The sequence below is a fragment of the Pseudomonas sp. RGB genome, assembly GCF_007713445.1.
GTDB lineage: Bacteria > Pseudomonadota > Gammaproteobacteria > Pseudomonadales > Pseudomonadaceae > Aquipseudomonas.
The window spans coordinates 280,924-306,547 of sequence record NZ_VMSH01000005.1; the positions used below are offsets into that span (position 1 = coordinate 280,924).

General features: G+C 59.5%; 23 protein-coding genes. 18 read left to right on the forward strand and 5 right to left on the reverse strand.

Going from position 1 to position 25,624, the window contains the following annotated elements; translation table 11 throughout:
* Positions 1-99: 99 nt before the first annotated feature.
* From FPT15_RS13480 to FPT15_RS13490, 3 genes are all read right to left on the reverse strand, one after another.
* Complete coding sequence (locus tag FPT15_RS13480; protein ID WP_145161733.1) at positions 100-1,497, reverse strand: hypothetical protein; 1,398 nt, start codon at positions 1,495-1,497, stop codon at positions 100-102.
* Between the two features lie 565 nt (positions 1,498-2,062).
* On the reverse strand, positions 2,063-2,398 hold the full coding sequence (locus FPT15_RS13485; RefSeq protein ID WP_145161736.1) for an addiction module antidote protein: 336 nt from the start codon (positions 2,396-2,398) through the stop codon (positions 2,063-2,065).
* A complete protein-coding gene (locus tag FPT15_RS13490) occupies positions 2,395-2,718 on the reverse strand; it encodes a type II toxin-antitoxin system RelE/ParE family toxin (protein ID WP_145161739.1) in 324 nt (107 codons plus the stop codon). Before FPT15_RS13490 ends, FPT15_RS13485 begins: the two co-directional genes overlap by 4 nt.
* Positions 2,719-3,124: 406 nt before the next feature.
* On the opposite strand from FPT15_RS13490, the gene FPT15_RS13495 reads away from it, so the two are divergent.
* The 3 genes from FPT15_RS13495 to FPT15_RS13505 all read left to right on the forward strand — a co-directional run bounded on the left by FPT15_RS13495 (position 3,125) and on the right by FPT15_RS13505 (position 6,747).
* On the forward strand, positions 3,125-5,026 hold the full coding sequence (locus FPT15_RS13495; protein WP_145161742.1) for a potassium transporter Kup: 1,902 nt from the start codon (positions 3,125-3,127) through the stop codon (positions 5,024-5,026).
* Positions 5,027-5,152: 126 nt separating this feature from the next.
* A complete protein-coding gene (locus tag FPT15_RS13500; RefSeq protein ID WP_106577225.1) occupies positions 5,153-6,259 on the forward strand; it encodes an NADH:flavin oxidoreductase/NADH oxidase in 1,107 nt (368 codons plus the stop codon).
* A gap of 302 nt (positions 6,260-6,561) precedes the next feature.
* On the forward strand, positions 6,562-6,747 hold the full coding sequence (locus FPT15_RS13505) for a hypothetical protein (protein ID WP_106577224.1): 186 nt from the start codon (positions 6,562-6,564) through the stop codon (positions 6,745-6,747).
* Positions 6,748-6,797: 50 nt separating this feature from the next.
* Here FPT15_RS13505 and FPT15_RS13510 read toward each other — a convergent pair whose 3' ends face one another.
* Entirely contained in the window at positions 6,798-8,423 is a 1,626-nt protein-coding gene (locus FPT15_RS13510; RefSeq protein WP_145161745.1) for a glucan biosynthesis protein D, read from the reverse strand.
* 347 nt (positions 8,424-8,770) lie between these two features.
* Between FPT15_RS13510 and FPT15_RS13515 the strand changes: the two genes are divergently transcribed.
* From FPT15_RS13515 to FPT15_RS13585, 15 genes are all read left to right on the forward strand, one after another.
* A complete protein-coding gene (locus FPT15_RS13515; RefSeq protein WP_145161748.1) occupies positions 8,771-10,393 on the forward strand; it encodes a methyl-accepting chemotaxis protein in 1,623 nt (540 codons plus the stop codon).
* The gene (locus FPT15_RS13520) at positions 10,393-10,905 is read left to right on the forward strand and encodes a chemotaxis protein CheW (protein WP_145161752.1); all 513 of its coding nucleotides are present in this window, start codon (positions 10,393-10,395) and stop codon (positions 10,903-10,905) included. The genes FPT15_RS13515 and FPT15_RS13520 overlap by 1 nt, the downstream gene beginning before the upstream one ends.
* Positions 10,902-12,161, forward strand: coding sequence for a protein-glutamate O-methyltransferase CheR (locus FPT15_RS13525; RefSeq protein WP_145161755.1), 1,260 nt, complete (start codon positions 10,902-10,904; stop codon positions 12,159-12,161). Before FPT15_RS13520 ends, FPT15_RS13525 begins: the two co-directional genes overlap by 4 nt.
* Entirely contained in the window at positions 12,158-12,859 is a 702-nt protein-coding gene (locus FPT15_RS13530; protein ID WP_145161758.1) for a chemotaxis protein CheW, read from the forward strand. Before FPT15_RS13525 ends, FPT15_RS13530 begins: the two co-directional genes overlap by 4 nt.
* Positions 12,856-15,135 carry a hybrid sensor histidine kinase/response regulator gene (locus FPT15_RS13535; protein ID WP_145161768.1) on the forward strand — a complete coding sequence of 760 codons (2,280 nt, stop codon included), beginning with the start codon at positions 12,856-12,858 and terminating at the stop codon, positions 15,133-15,135. The genes FPT15_RS13530 and FPT15_RS13535 overlap by 4 nt, the downstream gene beginning before the upstream one ends.
* Positions 15,132-16,142, forward strand: a complete 1,011-nt coding sequence (locus tag FPT15_RS13540; RefSeq protein WP_145161771.1) for a chemotaxis response regulator protein-glutamate methylesterase — start codon at positions 15,132-15,134, stop codon at positions 16,140-16,142. Before FPT15_RS13535 ends, FPT15_RS13540 begins: the two co-directional genes overlap by 4 nt.
* A 51-nt stretch (positions 16,143-16,193) precedes the next feature.
* On the forward strand, positions 16,194-17,195 hold the full coding sequence (locus tag FPT15_RS13545) for a PleD family two-component system response regulator (RefSeq protein ID WP_145161774.1): 1,002 nt from the start codon (positions 16,194-16,196) through the stop codon (positions 17,193-17,195).
* 235 nt (positions 17,196-17,430) lie between these two features.
* Positions 17,431-18,526 (forward strand): peptide chain release factor 2 gene (prfB, locus tag FPT15_RS13550; protein WP_096236834.1). Its coding sequence is split into 2 segments (ribosomal slippage): positions 17,431-17,502 and positions 17,504-18,526, totalling 1,095 coding nucleotides; the frame shifts between segments, so codons are not numbered across the junction.
* Positions 18,527-18,635: 109 nt separating this feature from the next.
* Positions 18,636-20,138 (forward strand): lysine--tRNA ligase, encoded by a 1,503-nt coding sequence (lysS, locus tag FPT15_RS13555; protein ID WP_145161776.1) that lies wholly within the window; start codon positions 18,636-18,638, stop codon positions 20,136-20,138.
* Between the two features lie 152 nt (positions 20,139-20,290).
* Positions 20,291-21,007: a TetR/AcrR family transcriptional regulator gene (locus FPT15_RS13560; RefSeq protein ID WP_145161779.1), complete on the forward strand. Its 717-nt coding sequence runs from the start codon at positions 20,291-20,293 to the stop codon at positions 21,005-21,007.
* A gap of 128 nt (positions 21,008-21,135) precedes the next feature.
* Positions 21,136-21,696, forward strand: coding sequence for a hypothetical protein (locus FPT15_RS13565; RefSeq protein WP_145161782.1), 561 nt, complete (start codon positions 21,136-21,138; stop codon positions 21,694-21,696).
* Between the two features lie 21 nt (positions 21,697-21,717).
* Positions 21,718-22,995, forward strand: coding sequence for a flavohemoglobin expression-modulating QEGLA motif protein (locus tag FPT15_RS13570; RefSeq protein ID WP_106577204.1), 1,278 nt, complete (start codon positions 21,718-21,720; stop codon positions 22,993-22,995).
* Positions 22,996-23,108: 113 nt separating this feature from the next.
* On the forward strand, positions 23,109-24,014 hold the full coding sequence (locus tag FPT15_RS13575) for an alpha/beta hydrolase (RefSeq protein WP_145161785.1): 906 nt from the start codon (positions 23,109-23,111) through the stop codon (positions 24,012-24,014).
* Positions 24,011-24,337, forward strand: coding sequence for a hypothetical protein (locus FPT15_RS13580; RefSeq protein WP_106577202.1), 327 nt, complete (start codon positions 24,011-24,013; stop codon positions 24,335-24,337). Before FPT15_RS13575 ends, FPT15_RS13580 begins: the two co-directional genes overlap by 4 nt.
* A 125-nt stretch (positions 24,338-24,462) precedes the next feature.
* A complete protein-coding gene (locus tag FPT15_RS13585; protein WP_242194332.1) occupies positions 24,463-24,747 on the forward strand; it encodes a hypothetical protein in 285 nt (94 codons plus the stop codon).
* 51 nt (positions 24,748-24,798) lie between these two features.
* Here the strand turns inward: FPT15_RS13585 and FPT15_RS13590 are convergent, their stop codons facing one another.
* Positions 24,799-25,584, reverse strand: a complete 786-nt coding sequence (locus tag FPT15_RS13590; protein WP_106577200.1) for an OmpA family protein — start codon at positions 25,582-25,584, stop codon at positions 24,799-24,801.
* Between the last annotated feature and the right edge of the window lie 40 nt (positions 25,585-25,624).

Consider the following 25,624-nt stretch of genomic DNA (forward strand, 5'->3'; position numbering starts at 1 on the left):
GATTCAGACGTTCTCACAAAACTTCACTACGAGAACCGTCTATCTGGGGCAAACCCGCGAACAAGTCCTCCAATCGATAAATTCGAGCCCTTCATTCAGTTAAGGCTGCCCCATATCTGTCCAGTCCAGATTTAATATGTCAACGACAGGGAACATTACGCTCATGGTTTCGTGTGGCTCATAGAGTATGTGGGCTCCGCAATATCCGTAAATGTTTAGGTTGAGCCTGTAATAAAGGGTTAGGCATCGTCGCAGTCTATCTCGCTCTTTGATCTCTCGCTTTATTGTTTGCTCAGAATATTTTGGATGTGCAGATGAATTTCGTAAGTCTGTCCATGCCTTAACCTCATCTTTGGTAATCAAAGCTTTTTCTTCAAGAATCTTTAATGCGGCGTTTGCATGAATATTTCCCCATCGGTTTATACTGTTGGTAAGGGTTTCAAGGTGGGAGGGCTTGATTTCAATTTTGCTAAGTAGATCTAATAGGTCTTGTTTTTCTTTCTCGAATTCCGCGTTGTTCTTATCCTTTTCTAATTTTGGTATAAAAAGGTCTATCAATAAACCTTCGATCGATACGGTTAGTGTAAGTGCAGTAATCGACTGCTGCGCATTGAATCCTTGCCAGACTCTTTTCCATTGACTAATAGTGCTGTTAAAGAACTTAGGGAATTTTTCTTGAATGTGTAAGATGTTAGGAAGTAGCTGGAAGTGGTATTGGTCGTTCCACTGGTTTTCCGTTAGCATTAGCATGTCATCAATAGGTTGTGGGATTACTGTTTTATTTATTCTCTTGTTAATACTTCGAATATGATTCCTCACGTCTGTGCCTGTACGTGTGGTTAACGCGTATGCGGTAGGCATATTGCCGCTTGTAAAACCGATATAAAATTTCAAAGCTGCGAATAGATCATCTACGTTAAATATACCGTTTGCGTAAATAGTAGAGTGATCTTCATGTTTTATTATTGATGCTTTAAAATTTTGCAGGTTTAAGTCGGTTTGATTTCTACTTACTGATTTGCCCGTGAGTGTGTTGTCAATGGAATTTGCTTTGTTTTTCGGAATGTGGCTGAGTTCATGGGTCTCAAACCAAAGATAGTTTTCCTGTTGCGTTTGTATAGTTTGCTGGTGGCTGTGTACAATTTCACTTAGAAAGAACGAGCATTTAAATGGTGTAGCAGCTCTCATTATCCTTAGGGTTAATGCGAAATTTTCGGTCTCCCATATCTTACCGTTAATGTCGATTGCTTCAAATTTTAAGTTCTTCGATTCGTCTTCATTGTTATATGGGTAGTTGGCCCCGAACATATCTAAACAGACGCCTGAAGCGCTCGTGCAGATGAAATCGCACAGTAAGGCGCCTAGCTGATCGATTTTTAAAACTCCATGGCCGCCAAGTTTTATGCCTGTCTCGGTTTGTTGCCATATGGCGATGGACACAAAGTCAATTATTAAATCGCCATTTCTAATGCTCTCGGCGTAACTGTTCAAAAACATAATGTTGCCCCCGACTAGCTCTTTTGTAGTCTAAAGTGTCTTGTAATACGGTTGAGTGTTGGCGTTGTTCAAATTGTAATTTCTTGAAGTGCGGAGAATTTTAGTGACAAGCTTGAAGGATAGCAGCTCAAGGGAGGGGCGCTGCAGCGTCGCGGTAGTGGAATATAATTTTTTCATGAGGAGGCTGAACCCACAGGACTGTGCAGGGTTAAGTGAAATATTCAAGATGCCGTGCCTTCATCCAACATCGCACCAGCAACCCAGCAACCCAGCCTTGGCTAGCAGTAAATGCTATGGTCGGGTAGGTTTATTTTCACCATCGTAGGGGCAACCCAGAGATACAAAGCCGACCTTGGGGTTGGCTTTTGCGATGGTGGTGGACATGTCTAACCTCGGTATTGAATGGCGCCGCCAGTCGGGCACGACACGGCGGTAGACGGGCGCTTGGTGCGCCTCTGATCAAAAATTGCGCAATTCTAGCGACGGGCAACGCACTTGACCAGCTTTATGCGGGGAAATGCGACGAGTGCTGCAGTGGCGGATTCGCACAATCCTTACCAGGCTCTTAAGCCCGGACGTCTTGCTCTGCGCGGTGCGCTACAACTTTAGACATGCCCACACCTAACGCCTGAAGCACTTTCAAGAGAGTCGAGAGCTTCGGGTCGCCGCCGACGGCGATGGACCGGTAGAGATTCGCCCTATTAAGCCCTGTGTTTTTCGACAAGCTGAGCATTCCGCCACGAGCCTCCGCCACTCGACGGATAGCAACAAGGAAGGCGTCCTCACCACCCGCTTCATCGATTTCTTCAAGCGCGACAGACAGATATTCGAGGGCGAACGCTTCGTCGTCTCGAAGCATTTCAAGAACGCTGTCTTCATGAGAACGAGTACGAATGGTCATTTTTGCTGCACCTTATAAGATTTCCAGAGCGCCTTAGCCTGATCGATATCGTTCTGCTGCCTGGCTTTTGATCCACCACCCAACAGAAAAACAATTTGCCGATCGTGGATTGCGTAATACACGCGAAACCCAGGTCCGAAATCGAGTTTCATCTCAAAGACCCCACCACCCACTGGCTCGGTAGCGCCAAAGTGACCAAGGGACGCGCGGTCCACTCTGGTGGTGATTCTTGCTTTTGAGCGCGTGTCCTGCACGGTGTCCAGCCAGGCCTGGTAGATATCCACGCCGTTGACTGACAGTACGTGTTTCACCTCATACATGAGGAGTGTACCTTAAAAGAGACAGGCCGATCATTGAGTTTCTATATCGGCTGCGCGCGCCATGTAGGGGCATGGTTTATTGATCGGGTAAGCCGGTCAGGAATCTTTCGCTTACACCGCGAAGGCGGCACTACTGGGCCGGGCCAAAAATATACGGGTGGCCGTAAATGTGATCAATGCAGGCAAAAAGGCTGCAAATTGCCGCTTCCTCTCTGACTGACTGCATTCCCTGAATCACTTGAGCTGCGAAATGCGACGAGTGCTGCGCTATGCTTCGCGCCGTTGCGCATGGGTAAAACCCTTGGGTCAATAAAACGTCTGTTACGAGAAGTAAAACAGCGCATGCTACGGTCAGCTTAGGCGCGTTGTTTATAAAAGACCTTGGGTCAAAGGGCAGGAGTGGTTGATGGGTCAGGCAAATAGTCAGGCGGCAGGTGCCGAGCATTCCAATGCAAAGCCGATTGGCATGCTGGTGGCGGCAGTCGGGGTGGTTTACGGCGATATCGGTACCAGCCCGCTCTATACCCTTAAAGAAGTGTTTACCGGTGGTTACGGTGTTCAGGTCAACCATGATGGTGTGCTGGGGATCCTGGCGCTGATCTTCTGGTCGCTGATCTGGGTGGTGTCGATCAAATACATGCTATTCGTGTTGCGCGCCGACAACCAAGGCGAAGGCGGCATCATGGCGCTGACGGCGTTGGCGCGACGAGCGGCAGGGGAGCGCAAAAAGTTGCGCAGTTTCCTGGTGGTGTGTGGCTTGTGCGGCGCGGCACTGTTCTACGGCGACAGCATGATCACCCCGGCGATTTCGGTGTTGTCGGCTATTGAAGGCCTGGAGTTGGCATTCGATGGCCTCGACAAATGGGTCGTACCGATCGCACTGGTGGTGCTGGTGGCGCTGTTCCTGATCCAGAAACACGGCACCGACCGCATCGGCAAGCTGTTCGGGCCAGTGATGGTGACGTGGTTCCTGGTGCTCGGCGGCCTCGGTGTGTATGGCATCACCCTGCACCCTGAAGTGCTCAACGCATTGAATCCGATGTGGGGCGTGCGTTTCTTCGAGGCTCACCCTGGTATTGGTGTGGCAATCCTCGGTGCGGTTGTGCTGGCATTGACGGGCGCCGAGGCGTTGTACGCCGACATGGGCCACTTCGGCCGCAAACCCATCGCTCGCGCCTGGTTCATTCTGGTGCTGCCGGCGCTGGTGCTTAACTATTTCGGTCAGGGCGCCATGCTGTTGGGCGATCCGGAAGCCGCGCGTAACCCGTTCTACCTGCTGGCGCCGAGCTGGGCGCTGATCCCGCTGGTGGTGTTGTCCACCCTGGCCACGGTGATTGCCTCCCAGGCGGTGATTTCGGGTGCGTTCTCGTTGACGCGCCAGGCGATCCAGCTGGGTTATATCCCGCGCATGCACATTCAACACACCTCCAGCGCCGAACAGGGCCAGATCTACATCGGCGCGGTGAATTGGTCGCTGATGGTCGGCGTGATCCTGCTGGTGATCGGCTTCGAGTCCTCCAATGCGCTGGCGTCCGCGTACGGCGTAGCGGTGACCGGCACCATGCTGATGACCACCATCCTGGTGTCGGCGGTGATGCTGCTGTTGTGGAAATGGCCGCCGATACTCGCCGTGCCGGTCTTGGTTTGCTGCCTGTTGGTGGACGGCCTGTACTTTGCGGCCAACGTGCCGAAGATCATCCAGGGCGGCGCCTTTCCGGTGTTGGCGGGGATCGTGCTGTTTGTGCTGATGACCACCTGGAAGCGCGGCAAGCAATTGCTGGTGGACCGTCTCGACGAGGGCGGCCTGCCGTTGCCGATCTTCATCAGCAGTATTCGCGTGCAGCCGCCTCATCGCGTGCAGGGCACGGCGGTGTTCCTCACCGCGCGCCCAGACGCCGTGCCCCACGCGCTGTTGCACAACCTGCTGCACAACCAGGTGCTGCATGAGCAGGTGGTGATGCTGACGGTGGTCTACGAGGACATTCCGCGTGTGCCGGCCTCGCGGCGCTTTGAGGTGGACGCCTATGGGGAAGGGTTCTTCCGGGTGATCCTGCACTTCGGGTTTACCGATGAGCCGGACGTGCCGGAGGCACTCAAGCTGTGCCATCTGGACGACCTGGATTTCAGCCCGATGCGCACCACCTACTTCCTCAGCCGCGAAACGGTGATTGCCTCGCGCATCAAGGGCATGGCCCGTTGGCGTGAAAGCCTGTTTGCCTTCATGTTGAAAAATGCCAACGGCAACCTGCGCTTCTTCAAACTCCCGGTCAACCGGGTGATCGAGCTGGGCACCCAGGTCGAAATGTAAGCCGCTGCTGCACGGGAGCCGGCAATCGGCTCCCGTTTTCCATCTGAACCCTATGCAAGCCACCGTTGTCGACTAGGCTCTAAGCACTGTTTGAATAGTGCCCACAGAACCCAGAAGAGGTGCGCCATGAGTCAGCTGCTCGAACCCTACACTCTCCGTCAATTGACCCTGCTCAACCGGATTGCCGTCTCGCCGATGTGCCAGTACTCATCCGACGATGGCCTGGCCAATGACTGGCACCTGGTGCACCTTGGCAGCCGCGCCGTGGGCGGCGCCGGGCTGATTTTCACCGAAGCCACCGCCGTGACCGCCGATGGCCGCATCACTGCCCAGGACCTGGGCCTGTGGAACGACGCACAAATCGAACCGTTGCAACGCATCACGCGTTTCATTGCTGCCCAAGGCGCAGTGGCGGGCATTCAACTGGCGCACGCTGGGCGCAAGGCCAGCACGCACCGGCCGTGGATCGGCAAGCACGGCAGCGTCAAGCCGGAAGAGGGCGGTTGGGTGCCGGTTGGGCCTTCGCCGATTGCCTTTGATCCCAACCACACCCAGCCCAAGCCATTGGATGATGCGCAAATCCAGCAAGTGATCGCCGACTTTGTCGCCGCTGCAAAACGCGCGCTTACGGCTGGCTTTGAAGTGGTGGAAATCCATGCGGCCCACGGTTACCTGCTGCATCAATTCCTGTCGCCCATCAGCAATCAGCGCCAGGACCACTACGGTGGCTCGTTTGAAAACCGCATACGCCTGGTGCTGGAAGTGACCCAGGCTGTGCGCGAGGTCTGGCCACAGGAATTGCCGCTGTTTGTGCGCGTGTCGGCCACCGACTGGGTCGAAGACGGCTGGAACCCGGATGAAACCGTGGAGCTGGCGCGCCGCCTCAAAGACTTGGGCGTAGACCTGATCGACGTGTCGTCCGGTGGCACCGCCGCCAACGCCGAGATCCCCACCGGCCCCGGCTACCAGACGCGCTTTGCCGAGCGTGTGCGCAAAGAGTCGGGTATCGCCACCGGCACGGTCGGCATGATCACCGAGCCGGCCCAGGCCGAGCACATTCTGCGCACGTGCCAGGCCGATATCATCTTCCTGGCCCGTGAGCTGTTGCGTGACCCTTACTGGCCGTTGCATGCCGACGATGACTTGGGCGGCCGCCAGGCCACCTGGCCGGCGCAGTACCAACGGGCGACCCATCGTGATCAGCCGATTCATGAGTCTGATCTGCGGGACTGACCAGCGCCTGATTCACCGAAACCCACCCTGACCCGGTGGGTTTTTTCTTGCGCGCGTTTCCGACGACTTCCAGCGCTGGCGGTTGCCGCGTGCGAAAGGGCTGTAGGTCTTTGTTACCTAAGCGAATTATTTAAGTTAATACTCTAAAAAAATCCCACACGTGCCGAGATTGTTTCTACGCTTAAGGTATGTCTGATTTCTGGCCCAGGGAGTCAGTCGGTGTGTCCGCGAAGGCATTGCGCCTCAGGGAAGGTGGGTGATGGGCGACAGGAGTCTTAGATCGATATCAGGAGAAACAGTCCATGGCCAAGTCCTATGGTGTAGCGGGTGTGGTGGCGTCTTTTCTAACCCGCAGGATGTTCTTGCGTGGCCGCAGGTTGAGTTCGGATGAAGCCGAATTGCTGGCGCAATATCGCGCCCTGACCGAAAACGATCAGGTCGCGATGCGGTATCTGATAGGGGCGATGAAGAGTGTGTCGCGGTTTTAGACAACGCTTTAACCGTGTGGGCGCTGGCTAGCCAGCCCCCACTTTGTGGGTCAGGTGTACTTGCGCTTGTCCGGTGCAGGCGGGAAGTACTGGTACAGCCAGGTTTCACTCAAGGTGCGGTCCTGGGTGCGGATAAACAGCCGCAATTCCACCGGCTCCACGCTGTCGCTGGTCGGGTACCAATCGAACAGAATGCGATAGCCCTTGATGTCGTCGAGCACCAGCACGCTGAAGTCTTTCACTTCACCGTGAGAGCAAGTCACCACAGGCTCGATGCCGGTGCCGGCCGGCAGACGGTCCAGGCCGCCGCCCTTGAAGTCCACGGCAAAGCGGCGCGCCCACACATCGGGGTAGTGCTCGCCCGGTGCCCAACCTTCGGTAAAGCCGCCCATGCCTGAACGGGTGGCATCGACTTGCGCCAGCGGTGTGCTCACGGGTGGCAATGCGCTCCAGTACAGCTTGTAGCCATAGTTGAGTGAGTCGCCGGCGGCCACGGGCTTTTTCGGGGTCCAGAAGGCCACGATGTTGTCCAGGGTTTCGCCGGTGGTGGGGATTTCCAACAGGTCGATCGAGCCTTCGCCCCATGCGGTCGTCGGTTCAACCCACAGGCTTGGGCGCTTGCTGTACCAGTCGACGGTGTCCTGGTAGCTGGCGAACTCATGGTCGGTCTGCACCAGGCCGAAGCCTTTCGGGTCGGTGTCGGCGAACGCGTTGAATTGCAGTGTGGCCGGGTTGTTCAGCGGGCGGCAGATCCACTCGCCGTTGCCGCGCCACATCGCCAGGCGGTCAGAATCGTGGATCTGCGGGTGGATGGTGTCGCACATGCGGCGCTCAACGGTGCCGCAGCTGAACATGCTGGTCATCGCCGCGATGCCCAATTGTTCGATGGCGGTGCGCGCATTGATGTTCGCGTCGATGGCCATCACCACCTGAGTGGCCTGGCAATCAATGTCGAAGCGGTAGGCACCGGTGGCGCTCGGTGAGTCGAGCAGGGCATAGACCACAAAACGCGTGGCGTCCTTGGCCGGGGTTTCGAACCAGAACTGCGTAAAGTCGGGGAATTCTTCGCGTTTTTTCGCGTAGGTATCAATCGCCAGGCCGCGTGCGGAAAGGCCGTACTGGCCGGTGGAATCCACCGCACGGAAGTAGCTGGCGCCAAGGAACGACAGCACGTCATGGCGATCCAGCTCCGGCGCCTTGAACAGCTTGAAGCCGGAGAAACCCAAGTCGCCGGTCAGTTGCTTGGTGTCCACCGTGGTCTTTTCATAGTTGAACAACGACGGGCGGAAATGCACCTCGCGGGCTTCACGGGTCTTGGGGTCGACGCTGTGCATGCGCACCGGCGTCTTGAACCCCATGCCGACGTGGAAGAACTGCACGTCGAGTTGGCCGTTCAACTCCTTCCACAGCGAATGGTTGCCGTCGTAGCCGATGGCATTGAAATTCTGCGGCGTCATGTTTGCCAGGGTCGGCGGCAGCACCTGCCTGGTGTCTTTATACGCGGTGCCGGCGAGCTGTTTGGCCTGGGCTTTGAGTGTTTCAAAGTCAAACGCCACGGCCTTGCCATCGGCGGCACGGTTACCGGCCCAGGCCTGCGCGCCCAGCAGGCCACTGGCCGATAAACCGGTGTAAGCCGCAATGGCCATGGACGCTTTAAGCAAATTCCTGCGGTGCATAGAGACAACCTGTCGTGAGCAAATCCCGCGCCGTTCCTGGCACGTGCTGGATCAGAAATAACGGTTCGGACATGCCTTCGGCCAAACGCAACGGACTATAAACAGACGCCGGATAGCTTAAGCGGTTCGGTGACGCAGGAAAATTGATTGATGGCGGCGTGATAGCCTTGCATGTGAAACAAGTTATGTATCAGTCAGCTTATCGCTAGCTGACTCACCGCAATCGGGGGAAAGCCCCTCCCACCTTTATTTGCATTCTGTGCACGCTACATCAAATCCCATTGATAAATGAGGCCATCCGCTCAGCTATACTCCCCTCCATTTGAATGGCCCTTCGAGGAATTACTGTGAAGAACTGGACCTTGCGCCAACGGATTTTGGCGAGCTTTGCGGTCATTATCGCGATCATGCTGTTAATGGTCGTGGTCTCTTATTCACGGTTGCTGAAGATTGAGGTCAGCGAGACGGCTGTCCGCGATGACGCGGTGCCGGGGGTTTATCTGAGCTCGTTGATCCGCAGTGCCTGGGTCGACAGCTACCTGCAAACCCTGGAATTGCTCGGTCTGCGTGACGACAAGGGCCTGACTGACGCCGACAAGGCCGATTTCAAATCCTTCGAAGGGCGCATCCTGACGCAGATGGCCAACTACCAGGCAACCATCAATGGACGAGAGGACCAAGCCGAATTCGACAAATTCGAAGGCCTGCACCAGGCCTATAACAAGAGCCTGGCCACCGTGCTCGACGCCCTGCAGCGCAATGACCTGGTCGCCGCGCGCAAAGAGTTCAACACCAACCTGACGCCCGCCTGGACGGCAGGACGCATGAAGCTCAACGACATCATTACCGAGAACAAAGACGTCGCCGACCGTGCAACCACGGCGATTGATGACGCGGTGTCGGCTGCCAAAGTCAGCATGTTCGTGTCGCTGGCCCTGGCCATTCTCGCCGCCGGCCTGTGTGGCCTGCTGCTGATGCGCGCCATCATGGCGCCGATGCAGCGCATCGTGGCGATCCTCGGCACCATGCGTGATGGCGATTTGAGCAAGCGCCTGAACCTGGAGCGCAAGGACGAATTCGGCGCCGTCGAAACCGGCTTCAACGACATGATGACCGAGCTGACGGCCCTGGTGTCCCAGGCCCAGCGCTCGTCGGTGCAGGTCACCACCTCGGTCACCGAAATTGCCGCCACCTCCAAGCAACAACAGGCCACCGCCACCGAAACCGCGGCAACGACCACCGAGATCGGCGCAACGTCGCGGGAGATCGCTGCCACGTCCAAAGACCTGGTGCGTACCATGACCGAAGTGTCCACTGCTGCCGACCAGGCGTCGGTCGCTGCCGGTTCTGGCCAGCAGGGCCTGGCGCGCATGGAAGAAACCATGCACTCGGTGATGGGCGCCGCCGACCTGGTCAATGCCAAATTGGCGATCCTCAATGAGAAGGCCGGCAACATCAACCAAGTGGTGGTGACCATCGTCAAGGTCGCCGACCAGACCAACCTGTTGTCGCTCAACGCTGCCATCGAGGCCGAAAAGGCCGGTGAATACGGCCGCGGTTTCGCCGTGGTTGCCACCGAAGTGCGGCGCTTGGCCGACCAGACCGCCGTGGCCACCTATGACATCGAGCAAATGGTGCGCGAGATTCAGTCAGCAGTGTCGGCCGGCGTAATGGGCATGGACAAATTCTCCGAGGAAGTGCGCCGCGGCATGTTCGAAGTGCAGCAAGTGGGCGAGCAGCTGTCGCAGATCATTCATCAAGTGCAGGCGTTGGCGCCACGCGTGTTGATGGTCAACGAAGGCATGCAGGCCCAGGCCACCGGTGCCGAGCAGATCAACCACGCACTGGTGCAACTGGGCGATGCCAGCAGCCAGACCGTCGAATCCCTGCGCCAGGCCAGCTTTGCCATTGATGAATTGAGCCAGGTTGCGGTCGGTCTGCGCAGCGGCGTGTCGCGTTTCAAAGTCTGATGAGCGACCTCGCGGCTAAACGCGGCGCCGTCCCGGCAGCGAAAAAGGCGTTGTTTCTGGTGTTTCACATCGGCGGCGAACGTTATGCCCTCAAAGCCACGGAAGTGGCCGAGGTGCTGCCGCGCCTGCCGCTCAAACCCATCGCGCATGCGCCGGTCTGGGTGGCGGGGATTTTTGCCCACCGTGGCGCGCTGGTGCCGGTGATCGACCTGTGTGCGCTGACCTTCGGCACGCCGGCCCAAGCCCGCACCAGTACGCGGTTGGTGCTGGTCAACTACCAGCCGCAACCGTGGGTTGAAGCGCGCTGGCTGGGGCTGATCCTGGAACAGGCCACCGACACCCTGCGCTGCGGCCTTGGGGAGTTCAAGCCGTATGGCCTGGACAATCGCGAGGCACCCTACCTGGGGCTGGTGCGTGAGGACGCCTTGGGCTTGATGCAATGGATTGGTGTCAACGAATTGCTCACCGAGCCCGTGCGTACCTTGCTGTTTTCTGCCGAGCTGAGTCTATGAGCAACGACCCGCGCTTCTTTGCCTTCTTGAAGGAACGCATCGGCCTGGACGTCGCGTCAGTGGGCGAGGCGATCATCGAGCGCGCGGTGCGCCAGCGCAGCCAGATTGTGCAGGCGCAGACGCCAGAGGCTTACTGGAGGCATCTGCAGAGCTCGCACGATGAGCAGCAGGCGCTGATCGAAGCCGTGATCGTGCCCGAGACCTGGTTTTTCCGTTATCCCGAATCCTTTGCCACCCTGGCGCGGCTGGCCAAGGCGCGGCTGGCCGAGATCAAGCAGATGCGCGCGCTGCGCATTCTGAGCTTGCCGTGTTCCACCGGCGAAGAGCCGTATTCGATTGCCATGGCCCTGCTCGATGCGGGCCTGGCGCCGCATCAATTCAAGGTGCTGGGCCTGGATGTCAGCCCATTGTCGGTGGAGCGCGCCAAGCGTGGCGTGTATGGCAAGAATTCGTTTCGCGGCAGCGACATCGACTTTCGCGAGCGCCATTTCACCGAGGAGGCCGACGGTTTTCGCATCGCCGACCGGGTGCGCGAACAAGTGCGCCTGCAAGTCGGCAACCTGCTCGATCCGGGCCTGCTGGCCAATGAGCCGAGCTACGACTTCGTGTTTTGCCGCAACTTGCTGATCTACTTTGACCAGCCGACCCAAAAGCAAGTCTTTGATGTGCTCAAGGGCCTGACTCATCAGGAGGGTGTGCTGTTTATCGGCCCGGCCGAAGGCAGCCTGTTGGGGCGCCATGGCATGCGCTCGATTGGCATACCGCAATCTTTTGCCTTCAGTCGGCACGTCGAGCCGATCAAGCCTGAACCGGTATTCTTGCCCGTGCCTGCGCCGGTTCCGCAGCGCAGTGCCGCACCGATTCCGGTCAAGCCGCGGCCGTTCAGCACGGTCAGCGCGCAGGTGGTGCCGATCAAGGCGCCGCAGACGGATGCCGGCGACTTGCTCGGCCGTATCGCCACGCTGGCCAATGAAGGCAAGAGCGCCGAAGCCCGCGCCGCCTGTGAGCAGTATTTGAGTAACCATCCGCCGGCCGCCCAGGTGTTTTATTGGCTGGGGCTGCTCAGCGATGTGGCCGGCAGCGCCCTGGAAGCCCAGGGCTATTATCGAAAAGCCTTGTACCTGGAACCGCAGCACCCGCAGGCCTTGATGCACCTGGCGGCGTTGCTTGAGTCCCAGGGCGACAGTGCGGGGGCGCGCCGTTTGCAGGCGCGGGCCGCGCGTAGCGAGCGAGCTGACAGTGAGTCCAAACGATGAGTAGCACCGACGCGCTCAACACCGCAAGCCTGGACCTGACCCTGGCCGACACCCATGCCATTGACGACTGCTGGAACCGCATCGGCATCCATGGCGACAAGTCCTGCCCGCTGCTGGCGGAGCATATTCACTGCCGCAACTGCTCGGTGTATTCCGCTGCCGCCACCCGTTTGCTCGACCGTTACGCCTTGCAGCAGGGCGGTGAGCGCGCCTATGCCGTGGCTGAACTCGACGAAGACATCGTTACCCGTTCCCTGTTGATGTTCCGTCTTGGCGAGGAATGGCTGGGCATCGCCACCCGGTGCCTGGTCGAAGTGGCGCCGCTGCAACCGATTCATTCGCTGCCGCACCAGCGTTCCCGGGCGCTGCTTGGCGTGGCCAATGTGCGAGGCGCCTTGGTTGCATGCCTGTCGTTGGTGGAGCTGCTGGGGCTGGACGCGACCAGCAACGGTGCCAGTGGCGGGCGCATCATGCCGCGCATGTTGATCATCGCCGCGCAGGACGGCCCGGTCGTGGTGCCGGTCGATGAAGTCGACGGCATCCACGCCATCGACGAGCGCACCTTGAAGGCCGCATCGGCCTCTGGCACCCAGGCGAGTGCGCGCTTCACCCAGGGCGTGTTGCAGTGGAAAGGCCGCAGCCTGCGTTGGCTGGACGAGGCGCAATTGTTGTCCGCCGTGACCCGGAGCCTCTCATGACCCCCGAGCAGATGCGCGATGCCTCGCTGCTGGAGCTGTTCAGCCTGGAAGCCGATGCGCAAACCCAGGTGCTGAGCGCCGGCCTGCTGGCGCTTGAGCGCAACCCGACCCAGGCCGACCAGTTGGAGGCGTGCATGCGCGCCGCGCATTCGCTCAAGGGCGCGGCGCGGATTGTCGGGGTGGACGCTGGGGTCAGCGTGGCCCACGTCATGGAGGATTGCCTGGTCAGCGCCCAGGAAAGCCGCCTGTACTTGCAACCCGAACATATCGACGCGCTGCTGCAAGGCACCGACCTGCTGATGCGCATCGCCACGCCCGGCAACGACGTTGGCCCGGCGGATATCGAGGCTTATGTGGCGTTGATGGAGCGCTTGCTCGATCCGTCGCAGCCGACCGCCAACATCGCGCCACCGCCGCCTGCGCAATCTGCACCGGCGCCGATTATCGAAGAGCCGCCGCCGGAACTCGAGCCTGCGCCGCCCATGACCAGCGAGCCGCCACGCCAGAACAAACGCATGACCGAAGGCGGCGAGCGTGTGCTGCGGGTCACCGCCGAGCGCTTGAACAGCCTGCTCGACCTGTCGAGTAAATCCCTGGTCGAAACCCAGCGGCTCAAGCCTTACCTGGCGAGCATGCAGCGCCTCAAACGCATTCAAAGCAACAGCGCCCGCGCCCTGGACACGTTGGACGGCCAGCTCAAAGCCCTGGATTTGAACCTCGAAGCCCAGGAAGCGCTGGCCGACACCCGGCGTCTGTTAAGCGAAGCCCAGGCCTTGCTGGCGGAAAAAACCGCCGAGCTGGACGAGTTCGGCTGGCAGGCCGGGCAGCGTGCCCAAGTGCTTTACGACACCGCGCTGGCCTGCCGCATGCGCCCGTTTGCCGATGTACTGGCCGGTCAAGTGCGTATGGTCCGCGACCTGGGCCGCAGCCTTGGCAAGCAAGTGCGCCTGGAAATCGAAGGCGAAAAAACCCAGGTTGACCGAGACGTACTGGAAAAGCTCGAAGCACCGCTCACGCACCTCTTACGCAATGCCGTCGATCACGGTATCGAAATGCCCGAGCAGCGCATGCTGGCCGGTAAGCCGGCCGAGGGCCTGATCCGCCTGCGCGCCTCGCACCAGGCAGGTTTGCTGGTGCTGGAGTTGAGCGACGACGGCAACGGCGTCGATCTTGAGCGCCTGCGCGGCACCATCGTCGACCGGCACCTGTCGCCACTGGAAACCGCTCAGCGCCTGAGTGAAGAAGAACTGCTGACGTTCCTGTTTCTGCCGGGGTTCAGCCTGCGCGACAAGGTCACCGAAGTGTCCGGGCGCGGCGTCGGCCTGGATGCGGTGCAGCATATGGTGCGCCAACTGCGCGGCGCGGTGGTGCTGGAGCAGACGGCGGGGCGCGGCAGCCGCTTCCACCTTGAGGTGCCGCTGACCCTGTCGGTGGTGCGCAGCCTGGTGGTGGAAGTCGGCGAGGAAGCCTATGCGTTCCCGCTGGCGCACATCGAACGCATGTGCGACCTGGCCCCCGATGACATCGTGCAACTGGAAGGCCGCCAGCATTTCTGGCACGAGGGCCGCCACGTCGGCCTGGTCGCCGCCAGCCAGTTGCTGCAGCGCCCGCCGGGGCAGAGCAATGAGGAGACGCTTAAAGTCGTGGTGATCCGCGAGCGCGATGCGGTGTATGGCATCGCGGTGGAGCGCTTTATCGGCGAGCGCACGCTGGTGGTGTTGCCGCTGGATGATCGCCTCGGCAAGGTTCAGGATATTTCTGCCGGCGCCTTGCTGGACGACGGTTCGGTGGTGTTGATCGTCGACGTTGAAGACATGCTGCGTTCGGTGGACAAGCTGCTCAATACCGGCCGCCTGGAACGCATCGCCCGGCGTAGCCAGCAGGCCACCGAGGCGCCGCGTAAACGCGTGCTGGTGGTGGACGACTCGCTCACTGTGCGTGAGCTGCAACGCAAATTGTTACTTAATCGCGGTTATGAAGTGGCTGTCGCGGTCGATGGCATGGATGGCTGGAACGCGTTGCGTTCCGAAGACTTCGACCTGCTCATCACTGACATTGATATGCCTCGCATGGACGGTATTGAATTGGTCACACTCTTGCGCCGTGACAGTCGCCTGCAATCGTTGCCGGTGATGGTGGTGTCGTACAAGGATCGCGAAGAAGACCGGCGTCGTGGACTGGATGCCGGCGCCGACTATTATTTAGCGAAAGCCAGTTTCCATGACGATGCCTTGCTGGACGCCGTGATGGAACTGATCGGAGGCGCACGGGCATGAGGATTGCGATCGTCAATGACATGCCCATGGCGGTGGAGGCCTTGCGTCGCGCCTTGAGTTTTGAACCCGCGCACCAGGTGGTGTGGGTGGCCAGCAACGGTCTGGAAGCCGTGCAGCACTGCGCCGAGGTGGTCCCGGACCTGATCCTGATGGACCTGATCATGCCGGTGATGGATGGCGTGGAGGCTACGCGGCGGATCATGGCCGAGACCCCGTGCCCGATCGTGATTGTCACCGTCGACCGCCAGGCCAATGTCAGCCGCGTGTTCGAAGCCATGGGCCATGGCGCCCTGGATGTGGTGGATACGCCGGCGCTGGGCGTTGGCAACGCCAAGGATGCGGCGGCGCCGTTGCTGCGCAAAATCCTCAATATTGGCTGGCTGGTCGGCCAGCGCGGCAGCCGGGTGCGCACCGAAACGGCGCCCCAGCGCGGCACCGGCAAACGTCAAAGCCTGGTGGCGATTGGTTCGTCGGCCGGCGGGCCGGCTGCCCTGGAAATCCTGCTCAAGGGTTTGCCACGGGACTTTTCGGCGGCCATCGTGCTGGTGCAGCATGTGGATCAGGTGTTTGCCGCAGGCATGGCCGAGTGGCTGAGCAGCGCGTCCGGCCTGCCGGTGCGCCTGGCGCGTGAGGGCGAGCCGCCACAAAGCGGTGTGGTCCTGCTGGCCGGCACCAACCACCACATCCGCCTGTTGAAAAACGGCACGCTGGCCTATACCGCAGAGCCGGTTAACGAGATTTACCGGCCTTCCATCGACGTGTTTTTTGAAAGCGTCGCCAGCCATTGGAACGGCGACGCCGTCGGCGTATTGCTGACCGGCATGGGTCGCGACGGCGCCCAGGGGCTCAAATTGCTGCGTGAACAAGGATATTTGACCATCGCCCAGGATCAACAGAGCTCGGCGGTGTATGGCATGCCCAAAGCGGCGGCGGCCATTGATGCCGCTGTTGAAATTCGCCCACTGGACAGAATTGCGCCCCGATTGCTGGAGGTCTTTGCAAAATGATCAAACCCTCCGCGGTGCCGGCATGCAGGAAAGTAATTCAGGTGACTGCACATGAATGATTTACAGATCGACGACATCAAGACCGACGAAAATGCCGCCATGGTGTTGCTGGTCGACGACCAGGCCATGATCGGCGAAGCGGTGCGGCGCGGCCTGGCCCATGAGGAAAACATCGACTTCCACTTTTGCGCCGACCCGCATCAGGCGATTGCCCAGGCAATTCGCATCAAGCCCACGGTGATCCTGCAGGATCTGGTCATGCCGGGCCTTGATGGCCTGACGCTGGTGCGTGAATACCGCAACCATCCGGCCACCGCGAATATCCCGATCATCGTGCTGTCGACCAAGGAAGACCCGCTGATCAAGAGCGCGGCGTTCGCGGCCGGGGCCAACGACTATTTGGTCAAGCTGCCGGACAACATCGAGCTGGTGGCGCGCATCCGCTATCACTCGCGTTCGTACATGACGCTGTTGCAGCGGGATGCGGCGTATCGGGCGCTGCGGGTCAGCCAGCAGCAGTTGCTGGACACCAATCTGGTGCTGCAACGGTTGATGAACTCCGACGGTCTTACCGGGCTGTCCAATCGCCGGCATTTCGATGAGTACCTTGAGCTGGAATGGCGTCGCGCCATGCGTGACCAGACTCAGTTGTCGTTGTTGATGATCGATGTGGATTTCTTCAAGACCTACAACGACAGCTTTGGCCATGTCGAAGGTGACGAAGCGTTGCGCAAAGTCGCTGCGACGATCCGCGAAGCCAGCAGTCGTCCTTCCGATCTGCCGGCACGTTATGGCGGTGAAGAGTTTGCGCTGGTGCTGCCGAACACCTCGCCGGGCGGCGCACGCCTGGTGGCAGAAAAGCTGCGCATGGCCGTGGCGGCGCTGAAAATCCCGCACATTGCCCCGGCCGAAGGCGCGAGCCTGACCATCAGCATCGGCCTGTCGACCCTGACGCCGGTGCAGGGCACGGATTGCCGGCAGCTGATCATGGCGGCGGATAAAGGCTTGTACACGGCCAAGCACAATGGGCGCAATCAGGTCGGTATCGAGTGACCTGAGGCCGTGCCCCATTCAATGTGGGAGGGGGCTTGCCCCCGATAGCGGTGGGGCAGTCACAACATCATTGACTGACAGGCTGCCATCGGGGGCAAGCCCCTCCCACATTTGGATCTTCATGGGGCTTGGATTGTGTACAAATCCGGCCTTTTCGCCAAGCGGGCTGCCGTTCCCGCTGGTTTGTCGTTATACTCGTCGGCTTTCAAAAGTTCGCCAACGAGTGCTGCCCGCCATGGAAATCAACCCGATCCTTAACACCATCAAGGACCTGTCCGAGCGCTCCGAAACTATTCGGGGGTATCTTTGACTACGATCAAAAGCATGAGCGTCTGACCGAAGTCAATCGCGAGCTTGAAGATCCGGCTGTCTGGAACAAACCTGAATACGCCCAGGAACTGGGCCGCGAGCGCGCTGCGCTGGCACAGATCGTCGACACGCTCGACGAACTGAACACCGGTCTGGGCGATTGCCGCGACCTGCTGGACATGGCCGTCGAAGAAAACGACGAAGGCGCAGTGGGCGATGTCGTCGCCGAGCTGGCCCGTCTCGAGGAAAACCTCGCCAAGCTTGAATTCCGCCGCATGTTCAGCCACGAAATGGACCCGAACAACGCCTACCTGGACATCCAGGCCGGTTCCGGCGGCACCGAGGCCCAGGACTGGGCCAACATCCTGTTGCGCATGTACCTGCGCTGGGCTGACAAACGCGGTTTCGACGCGACCATCATGGAGCTGTCGGCCGGTGAAGTCGCTGGCATCAAAGGCGCGACCGTGCACATCAAGGGTGAATACGCCTTTGGCTGGCTGCGCACCGAGATCGGCGTGCACCGCCTGGTGCGCAAGAGCCCATTCGACTCCGGCAACCGTCGCCATACCTCGTTCTCGGCGGTGTTCGTCTCGCCAGAGATCGACGACAAGGTCGAAATCGAGATCAACCCGGCCGACCTGCGGATCGACACCTATCGCTCCTCCGGTGCCGGTGGTCAGCACGTAAACACCACCGACTCGGCCGTACGTATTACCCACGTACCGACCAACACCGTGGTCAGCTGCCAGAACGAACGTTCCCAGCACGCGAACAAGGACACCGCCATGAAAATGCTGCGGGCCAAGTTGTACGAGCAGGAAATGCAGAAGCGCAACGCCGCTTCCCAGGCGCTGGAAGACACCAAGTCGGATATCGGCTGGGGTCACCAGATCCGTTCGTATGTGCTTGATGCGTCGCGGATCAAGGATCTGCGCACTAACATCGAGCGCAGTGACTGCGACAAGGTGCTCGACGGCGACATTGACGAATACCTGGAAGCCAGCCTGAAATCTGGCTTGTAACACATGCAATGCGGGATTGGCTGACACCCCTCGATCCCTGTGGGAGCGGGCTTGCCCGCGATCCCCAGCCACAGGCTGGGGCAACGAACCTGATGGAAAATTTAAAGACATGAGCGACCAACAACTCGACCCGCAAGCCCTGCAACAGGAAGAAAACTCCCTGATCGCCCTGCGCAAGGAAAAGCTTGCTGCCGAGCGCGCCAAGGGCAATGCCTTCCCCAACGACTTCCGCCGCGAAAACTACTGCGATGCCTTGCAGAAGCAATACGCGGACAAGACCAAGGAAGAGCTGGCAGAGGCTGCAATCCCGGTCAAGGTTGCCGGTCGCATCATGCTCAACCGTGGCTCGTTCATGGTGATTCAGGACATGACCGGTCGCATCCAGGTCTACGTCAACCGTAAAACCCTGCCGGAAGAAACCCTGGCCTCGGTGAAAACCTGGGACATGGGCGACATCATTGCCGCCGAAGGCACCCTGGCCCGTTCCGGCAAGGGCGACCTGTACGTCGAAATGACCAGCGTGCGCCTGCTGACCAAATCCCTGCGCCCGCTGCCGGACAAGCACCACGGCCTGACCGACACCGAACAGCGCTACCGCCAGCGCTACGTTGACCTGATCGTCAACGAAGACGTGCGCCAGACGTTCCGTGTGCGTTCGCAGGTGATTGCGCACATCCGCAGCTTCCTGATGAAGCGCGACTTCCTGGAAGTGGAAACGCCGATGTTGCAAACCATCCCCGGTGGTGCCGCAGCCAAGCCGTTCGAAACCCACCACAACGCGCTGGACATGGAAATGTTCCTGCGCATTGCGCCTGAGCTGTACCTCAAGCGCCTGGTGGTTGGCGGCTTCGAAAAAGTCTTCGAGATCAACCGCAACTTCCGTAACGAAGGCGTCTCGACCCGTCACAACCCAGAATTCACCATGTTGGAGTTCTACCAGGCTTACGCCGACTACGAAGACAACATGGACCTGACCGAAGAGTTGTTCCGCGAGCTGGCGCAGCTGGTCCTGGGCAGCACCGACGTGCCGTACGGCGACAAGGTGTTCCACTTCGGCGAGCCGTTCGTGCGCCTGTCGGTGTTCGATTCGATCCTCAAGTACAACCCTGAGCTGACCGCCGATGACCTGAACGACATCGACAAGGCCCGCGCCATCGCCAAGAAAGCCGGCGCCAAGGTGCTGGGCTTCGAAGGCCTGGGCAAACTGCAGGTGATGATTTTCGAAGAGCTGGTTGAGCACAAGCTGGAGCAGCCGCACTTCATCACCCAGTACCCGTTCGAAGTGTCGCCGCTGGCCCGTCGCAACGATGACAACCCGAACGTCACCGACCGTTTCGAGCTGTTCATCGGCGGGCGCGAAATCGCCAACGCTTATTCCGAGCTTAACGATGCCGAAGACCAGGCCGAGCGCTTCATGGCCCAGGTGGCCGACAAGGACGCTGGCGACGACGAGGCGATGCACTACGACGCCGACTTCGTCCGCGCCCTGGAATACGGCATGCCGCCAACCGCCGGTGAAGGTATCGGCATCGACCGGTTGGTGATGTTGTTGACCAACTCGCCGTCGATCCGCGATGTGATCTTGTTCCCGCACATGCGGCCACAAGCGTAACCGTAGTGAAATCCGAAGCCGCCTTTTATAAGGCGGCTTTTTTATGTGGCGTATTCAGCCGTCAAGAGAACGGCGCCAGGTGATCGTTCCCACACTGTGCGTAGGAACGCAGCCCGTGACGCTCCGCGTCACCCTTTAAAGGAAGATCTGTCGTGAACCGCGTAATGGCTCAAGAAGGTGCCGCCGGCATTGCTGCTGCCGTGGCTGAAAGTGTTCAGTACCAGGGCCGCAAGGCCAGTCGGCGGGGCAGCGAGCAGCGCAGGCAGGATATTCTCGATGCGGCCATGCGCATCGTCGTGCGCGATGGTGTACGTGGCGTGCGCCACCGCGCCGTGGCGGCAGAGGCGGGCGTGCCGTTGTCGGCCACCACCTACTATTTCAAGGATATCGATGACCTGCTCACCGATACCTTCGCTCAATACGTGGAACGCAGCGCTGCCTTCATGGGCAAGCTGTGGGTGCGCAACGAAGGCCTGCTGCGCGAGATGGTCGCCTATGGCGATGGCAGCCCGCAGTCGCGCTCGCAATTGGCCGATGACATCGCGCGGCTCACCGCCGACTACGTGATGCGCCAACTGACCAACCGCCGTGAACACCTGATGGCCGAGCAGGCCTTTCGCCAGGAAGCCTTGCTCAACCCGCGTCTGGCGCAACTGGTGCGGTCCCATCAGCAGATTCTGTTGCAGGGCACCGGGCAGTTTTTCCAGGTCTTGGGTTCCCGCGAGCCGCAACAGGATGCCAAAGTGTTGACGGCGATAATCGGTCGGATGGAATATCAGGGCCTGCTTGGCGGCCCAGAGCCTCTGACCGGTGAAGAGATGCTTGAGATCCTCAAGCGTTATATGCATTTGGTGCTGGCTTCGGTCTAGCACACCCTGTGCGCTATCCGCTTTATGTGGGGGCTGGCTTGCCTGCGATAGCATCGCCTTGGATTACCTGATGCACCGAGGCGCCTGTATCGCAGGCAAGCCAGCTCCGACACTTGATGGAGTACGCAATGAAAGCCTGGCATGTCGCGTTGATCGCCCTGTCGTTCCTGTTGCTCAGCGGTTGCCTGGTGACTTTCAAGGACCCGCTGCCGGCGCGCGACGCTGCGCCGGCCGCCTTGCTTGGCCATTGGTCGAGCAAGAATGCCTGGGGCGAGCCGCTTAACCTGCAGATCACGCGCGTCGGCGAGCACCGCTATAAAGCCGTGAGCTACCCTAAAGCCAAGCCGGCCCAGCGCGATGAGTACCTGTTTACCGTGGTGCGCCATGGCAACCGCTGGTATTTGTCGGCGCCGTTGCCGGACAAACTGGGTGGGCATTTCATCCTCGCCGGCTTTGACTTTGAAAGCGAAGGCGACAAAAAGCCTGAATTGGTGGTCTACAACCTCGACCTTGAGCAGATCCACCAAGCCATCGGCCAACACGTGCTGCACGGCAGCACCGTCGACACGGTCGAAGGCGCCGGCGTGCTGGTGGACAGCTCCATGGACCAGGTGTTTGCCTACCTGGATGACCCGGCCAATGCCGATGTGTTCGTTGAAGCCGTGCGCTACCAGCGCGCGGGCAAATAACGTTTAAAGAGGAAGCACCGGGTGGACGATTACCAGCAGACGATACGCACCTTGTCTGATCGCATTGTGCTGGCGCAAACACCGATTCGCGTCCTCGACGCCGTGAAGTGGGACGAGAACATTCGTCAGGGTTTCCTCAAGGCCAAGGGCAAGGCGATGCCGGCCGTGGACCGCGACTACTACCTGAACCGGCCACTGTCGTTCGATTCCAGCGCAGTCAAGCTGGAGTTCCAGAACATCGAGCGCGACATCACTCGCCGCCTCGGCCAGTTCAGCCCGGTGGGGCAGATCATGCGGCGCATGTGCCGTGAATACCGCATGGTGGTGCGCATGCTCGAAGCGCGCGGCACCGAGGATTTCGGTCTGATCTCCCAGGAGCTGTATGGCGCCGCCTCCGATGCGTTCCACGCCGGCGATCCGACCCTGGCCGACTTGGGCCTGATGCTGTCTGACTACCTGAACAACATCGACGGCCGTGGCGACCTCAAGGACGAAGCCAAGACCCTCACCGCCAAGGATGCAGTGGCGTTGCTGCAAACCCGCCTGAACAAGGTGTTTGGCGAAGCCGAAGAAACCATCCGCGTATTTGAGTCCGACGGGATTGTCGCGGACGCGGCGGCTGGCGCCGACTACATCAAGATCCGCGCCGATGCGATGTTCAACGACCGCGATGTGCGTGCGCTGGAAGTGCATGAAGGCTTGGTGCACGTCGGCACCACGCTTAATGGCCAGAACCAGCCGATCTGCACCTTCCTGTCCAAGGGCCCGCCGTCGTCCACGGTGACCCAGGAAGGCCTGGCGATTCTGATGGAGATCATCACCTTCGCCTCCTACCCGAGCCGCTTGCGCAAATTGACCAACCGCACCCGTGCCATCCATATGGTCGAGGAGGGCGCCGATTTCCTGCAGGTGTTCGAATTCTTCCGTGAGCAAGGCTTTGAGATGGCCGAAAGCTACGGCAATGCCAGCCGGGTTTTCCGCGGCTCGACGCCGACCGGTCTGCCGTTTACCAAGGATTTGTCCTACCTCAAGGGCTTTATCATGGTCTACAACTACATCCAGCTGGCCGTGCGCAAAGGCAAGCTGGAACAAGTGCCGCTACTGTTCTGCGGCAAGACCACGCTGGAAGACATGCGCACCCTGCGCCAATTGGTCGATGAAGGCCTGGTGGTGCCGCCCAAGTACCTGCCCGAGCAGTTTCGCGACATGAACGCGCTGGCGGCGTGGATGTGCTTCTCCAACTTCCTCAACCACTTGAGCCTGGACCGGATCGAGGCGGATTACTCGAATATCCTGTAGGCGATAGTCCTGAAAAAACCGGATCAAAAGGTGGGCGCTGGCAAGCCAGCTCCCACCTTTGATCTCTATTGATCTTAAGACTGATTTCCAACCCACTTACGAGGCTTCAACGGATGAGAATCCTCGGCATTCTTTGCCTGCTACTCACATTGAACGGCTGCAGCTCGCTGCTGTTCTACCCTGAACCCGGCCTGCCGTTCACGCCGGAAAAAGCCCATCTGCAGTACCGCGATGTCACCCTGACCACCGCCGACGGGGTAAAGCTTCACGCCTGGTGGCTGCCGGCCAAATCCGGCGTGCCAGTCAAAGGCACGGTGCTGCACTTGCATGGCAATGGCGGCAACCTGGCGTGGCACCTGGGGGGCAGTTGGTGGTTGCCGGAACAGGGCTATCAAGTGCTGCTGCTGGACTACCGCGGGTACGGTTTGTCGGAAGGCAAGCCGTCGTTGCCGGCGATCTACCAGGACATTGATGCGGCGTTCAACTGGATCGACAAGGCGCCCGAAACCCAGGGTCAACCGTTGATTGTGTTGGGTCAAAGCCTGGGTGGGGCACTCGCTGTGCATTACCTGGCGGCGCACCCGCAGCGCCAGCCGCAGCTCAAGGCGCTGGTATTGGACGGGGTGCCCGCCAGTTATCGTGACGTAGGACAATTCGCTCTGAGTACGTCCTGGATAACATGGCCGTTTCAAGTGCCCCTGTCCTGGCTGGTGCCCGATGCTGACAGTGCGATCAACGCCATGCCGCAACTGACCGGCGTACCCAAGCTGCTGTTTCATAGCCTGGATGATCCGATCGTGCCGCTGGCCAATGGCATTCGCCTGTATCAGGCCGCGCCGCCGCCCAGGGTGTTGCAGTTGACGCGTGGCGGCCATGTGCAGACGTTTGCCGACAAGACCTGGCAAACCGTGATGCTGCGTTATCTGGACGACCCGCAGCACTTCAATGGCCTGCGCCGCCTGGGGGAAATCCCCAACTACCCGAACCCTAACGTTGACACGTCAGAGAGCCCGCAATGAGCGAAGAACGCAACATGATCCCGCTGATCCTCACCGGCGTCGGCACCATCATCGGCACCGTCGGTTGCCTGTGGTATTACGGCTACCTGCACTTCGCCAAGCCGGAAGATGCGTTGCTGCTCAGCGACTTCACCCTGCTCAAGACGGTGCCGGGCGAGGATTACAAAATCTCCCTCACGCCAGCGGCGCAAGTGGCGCAGTGCGTCGACGGTGTGTTGGTGATGTTTGATACCGAACAAAAAGGCTTGAGCGGCGTGCTGGTGAACAACAAGAAGCAGGCCGTGCGTTGCATGGGCCAGGAGACGCCGCAACTGCAGGAGTGACCTGCGCTTTATCGCAGCCACATGATCACGGAAATATCTGGAACCGTATCGCGTAAGAAGCCACTGAATGACGTGTCAGTGTTGCTGATAGTTAACTTGCGTATATCGAATCCGGGAGAGTGATCATGGTTGGTGGAATTGGCGCGATCAGTAAGATGTTGGAAATGGCCCAGGGCGCAGCAAAGCTGGGGCAGGGCGGCGAGGATGGCGCTCAAGACGCCCAGAAGCAAGAGAAGCAAGACCCGATGAAGATGCTCATGGACATGCTGTCGAAGGCGGCGGGCGGTTCTCAGGGCGGCAGCGCCGAGGACCAGAAGGGCCCGCAGGAACTGGAGAAACTGATGGCGGGCCGACAAGGTATGGAGGCCATGATGCCCGCCGATGACAGCAGCCGTAAAATCGAAGTCTGAGGCATAAAAAAACCCACCGAAAGGTGGGTTTTTTTTTACTGCTTCAATCGATCAATTAGCAACGGAAGAACGTGGCTTGACCGGCTGGTTGTCGTTGGAGATGGTCACTTCAACGCGACGGTTCATGGCACGGCCCGAGGCGCTGCCGTTGTCGGCAACCGGGTATTCCTTGCCGTAACCCTGGGTCACGATGCGCGAGATATCCACGCCTTGTTGAGCCAGTGCGCGCTGCACGGAAGCGGCACGACGCTCGGACAGGCTCTGGTTGTACGAGTCGGAGCCGGTGCTGTCGGTGTAGCCTTCGACGATCACTTTACGGTCCGGGTTGTCACGCAGGAACTGCGCCAGCTTGGTGATGTTGACCAGGCCGCTGGATTTCAGATCGGACTTGTTGGTGGCGAACAGCACATCACCGAAAGTCACCAGGGTGCCGCGATCAGTTTGCTTGGCGTTCAAGCTGTCTTGCAGTTGCTTGATCTGGGCGTCACGGGCTTGCAGCAGAGCGCGAGCACGTTCGTCGCCAGCGTTTTTCAGCTTGGCTTCGGACTCACGCAGCACGATGGTGTCTTTGGCCACTTCAACGCGCTGGTTGGTCAGGTAAGCCAGTTGGTCGACCTTCTTTTCGTCTTCCTTGTCGCGGTAGGCCTTGTCAGCCTTGTCCAGCCAGTCGCTGGCGTCCTTGGTTTCCAGCGCCGCAAGCTTGGTGGCTTGTGGGTTGGTCTGCAGGGCCGAGAAGTTGGTCCGTGCGTTTTCCAGGTTCGCGTTCGGCGGGGTGGAGCAGGCCGCCAGGGCAACGCTCATCGCCAGCAGAGCAGGGATCATCAATTGTTTACGCATAGTCGTGTCGTCCTTTCAATTCGATTTCGGGTGCAATGCA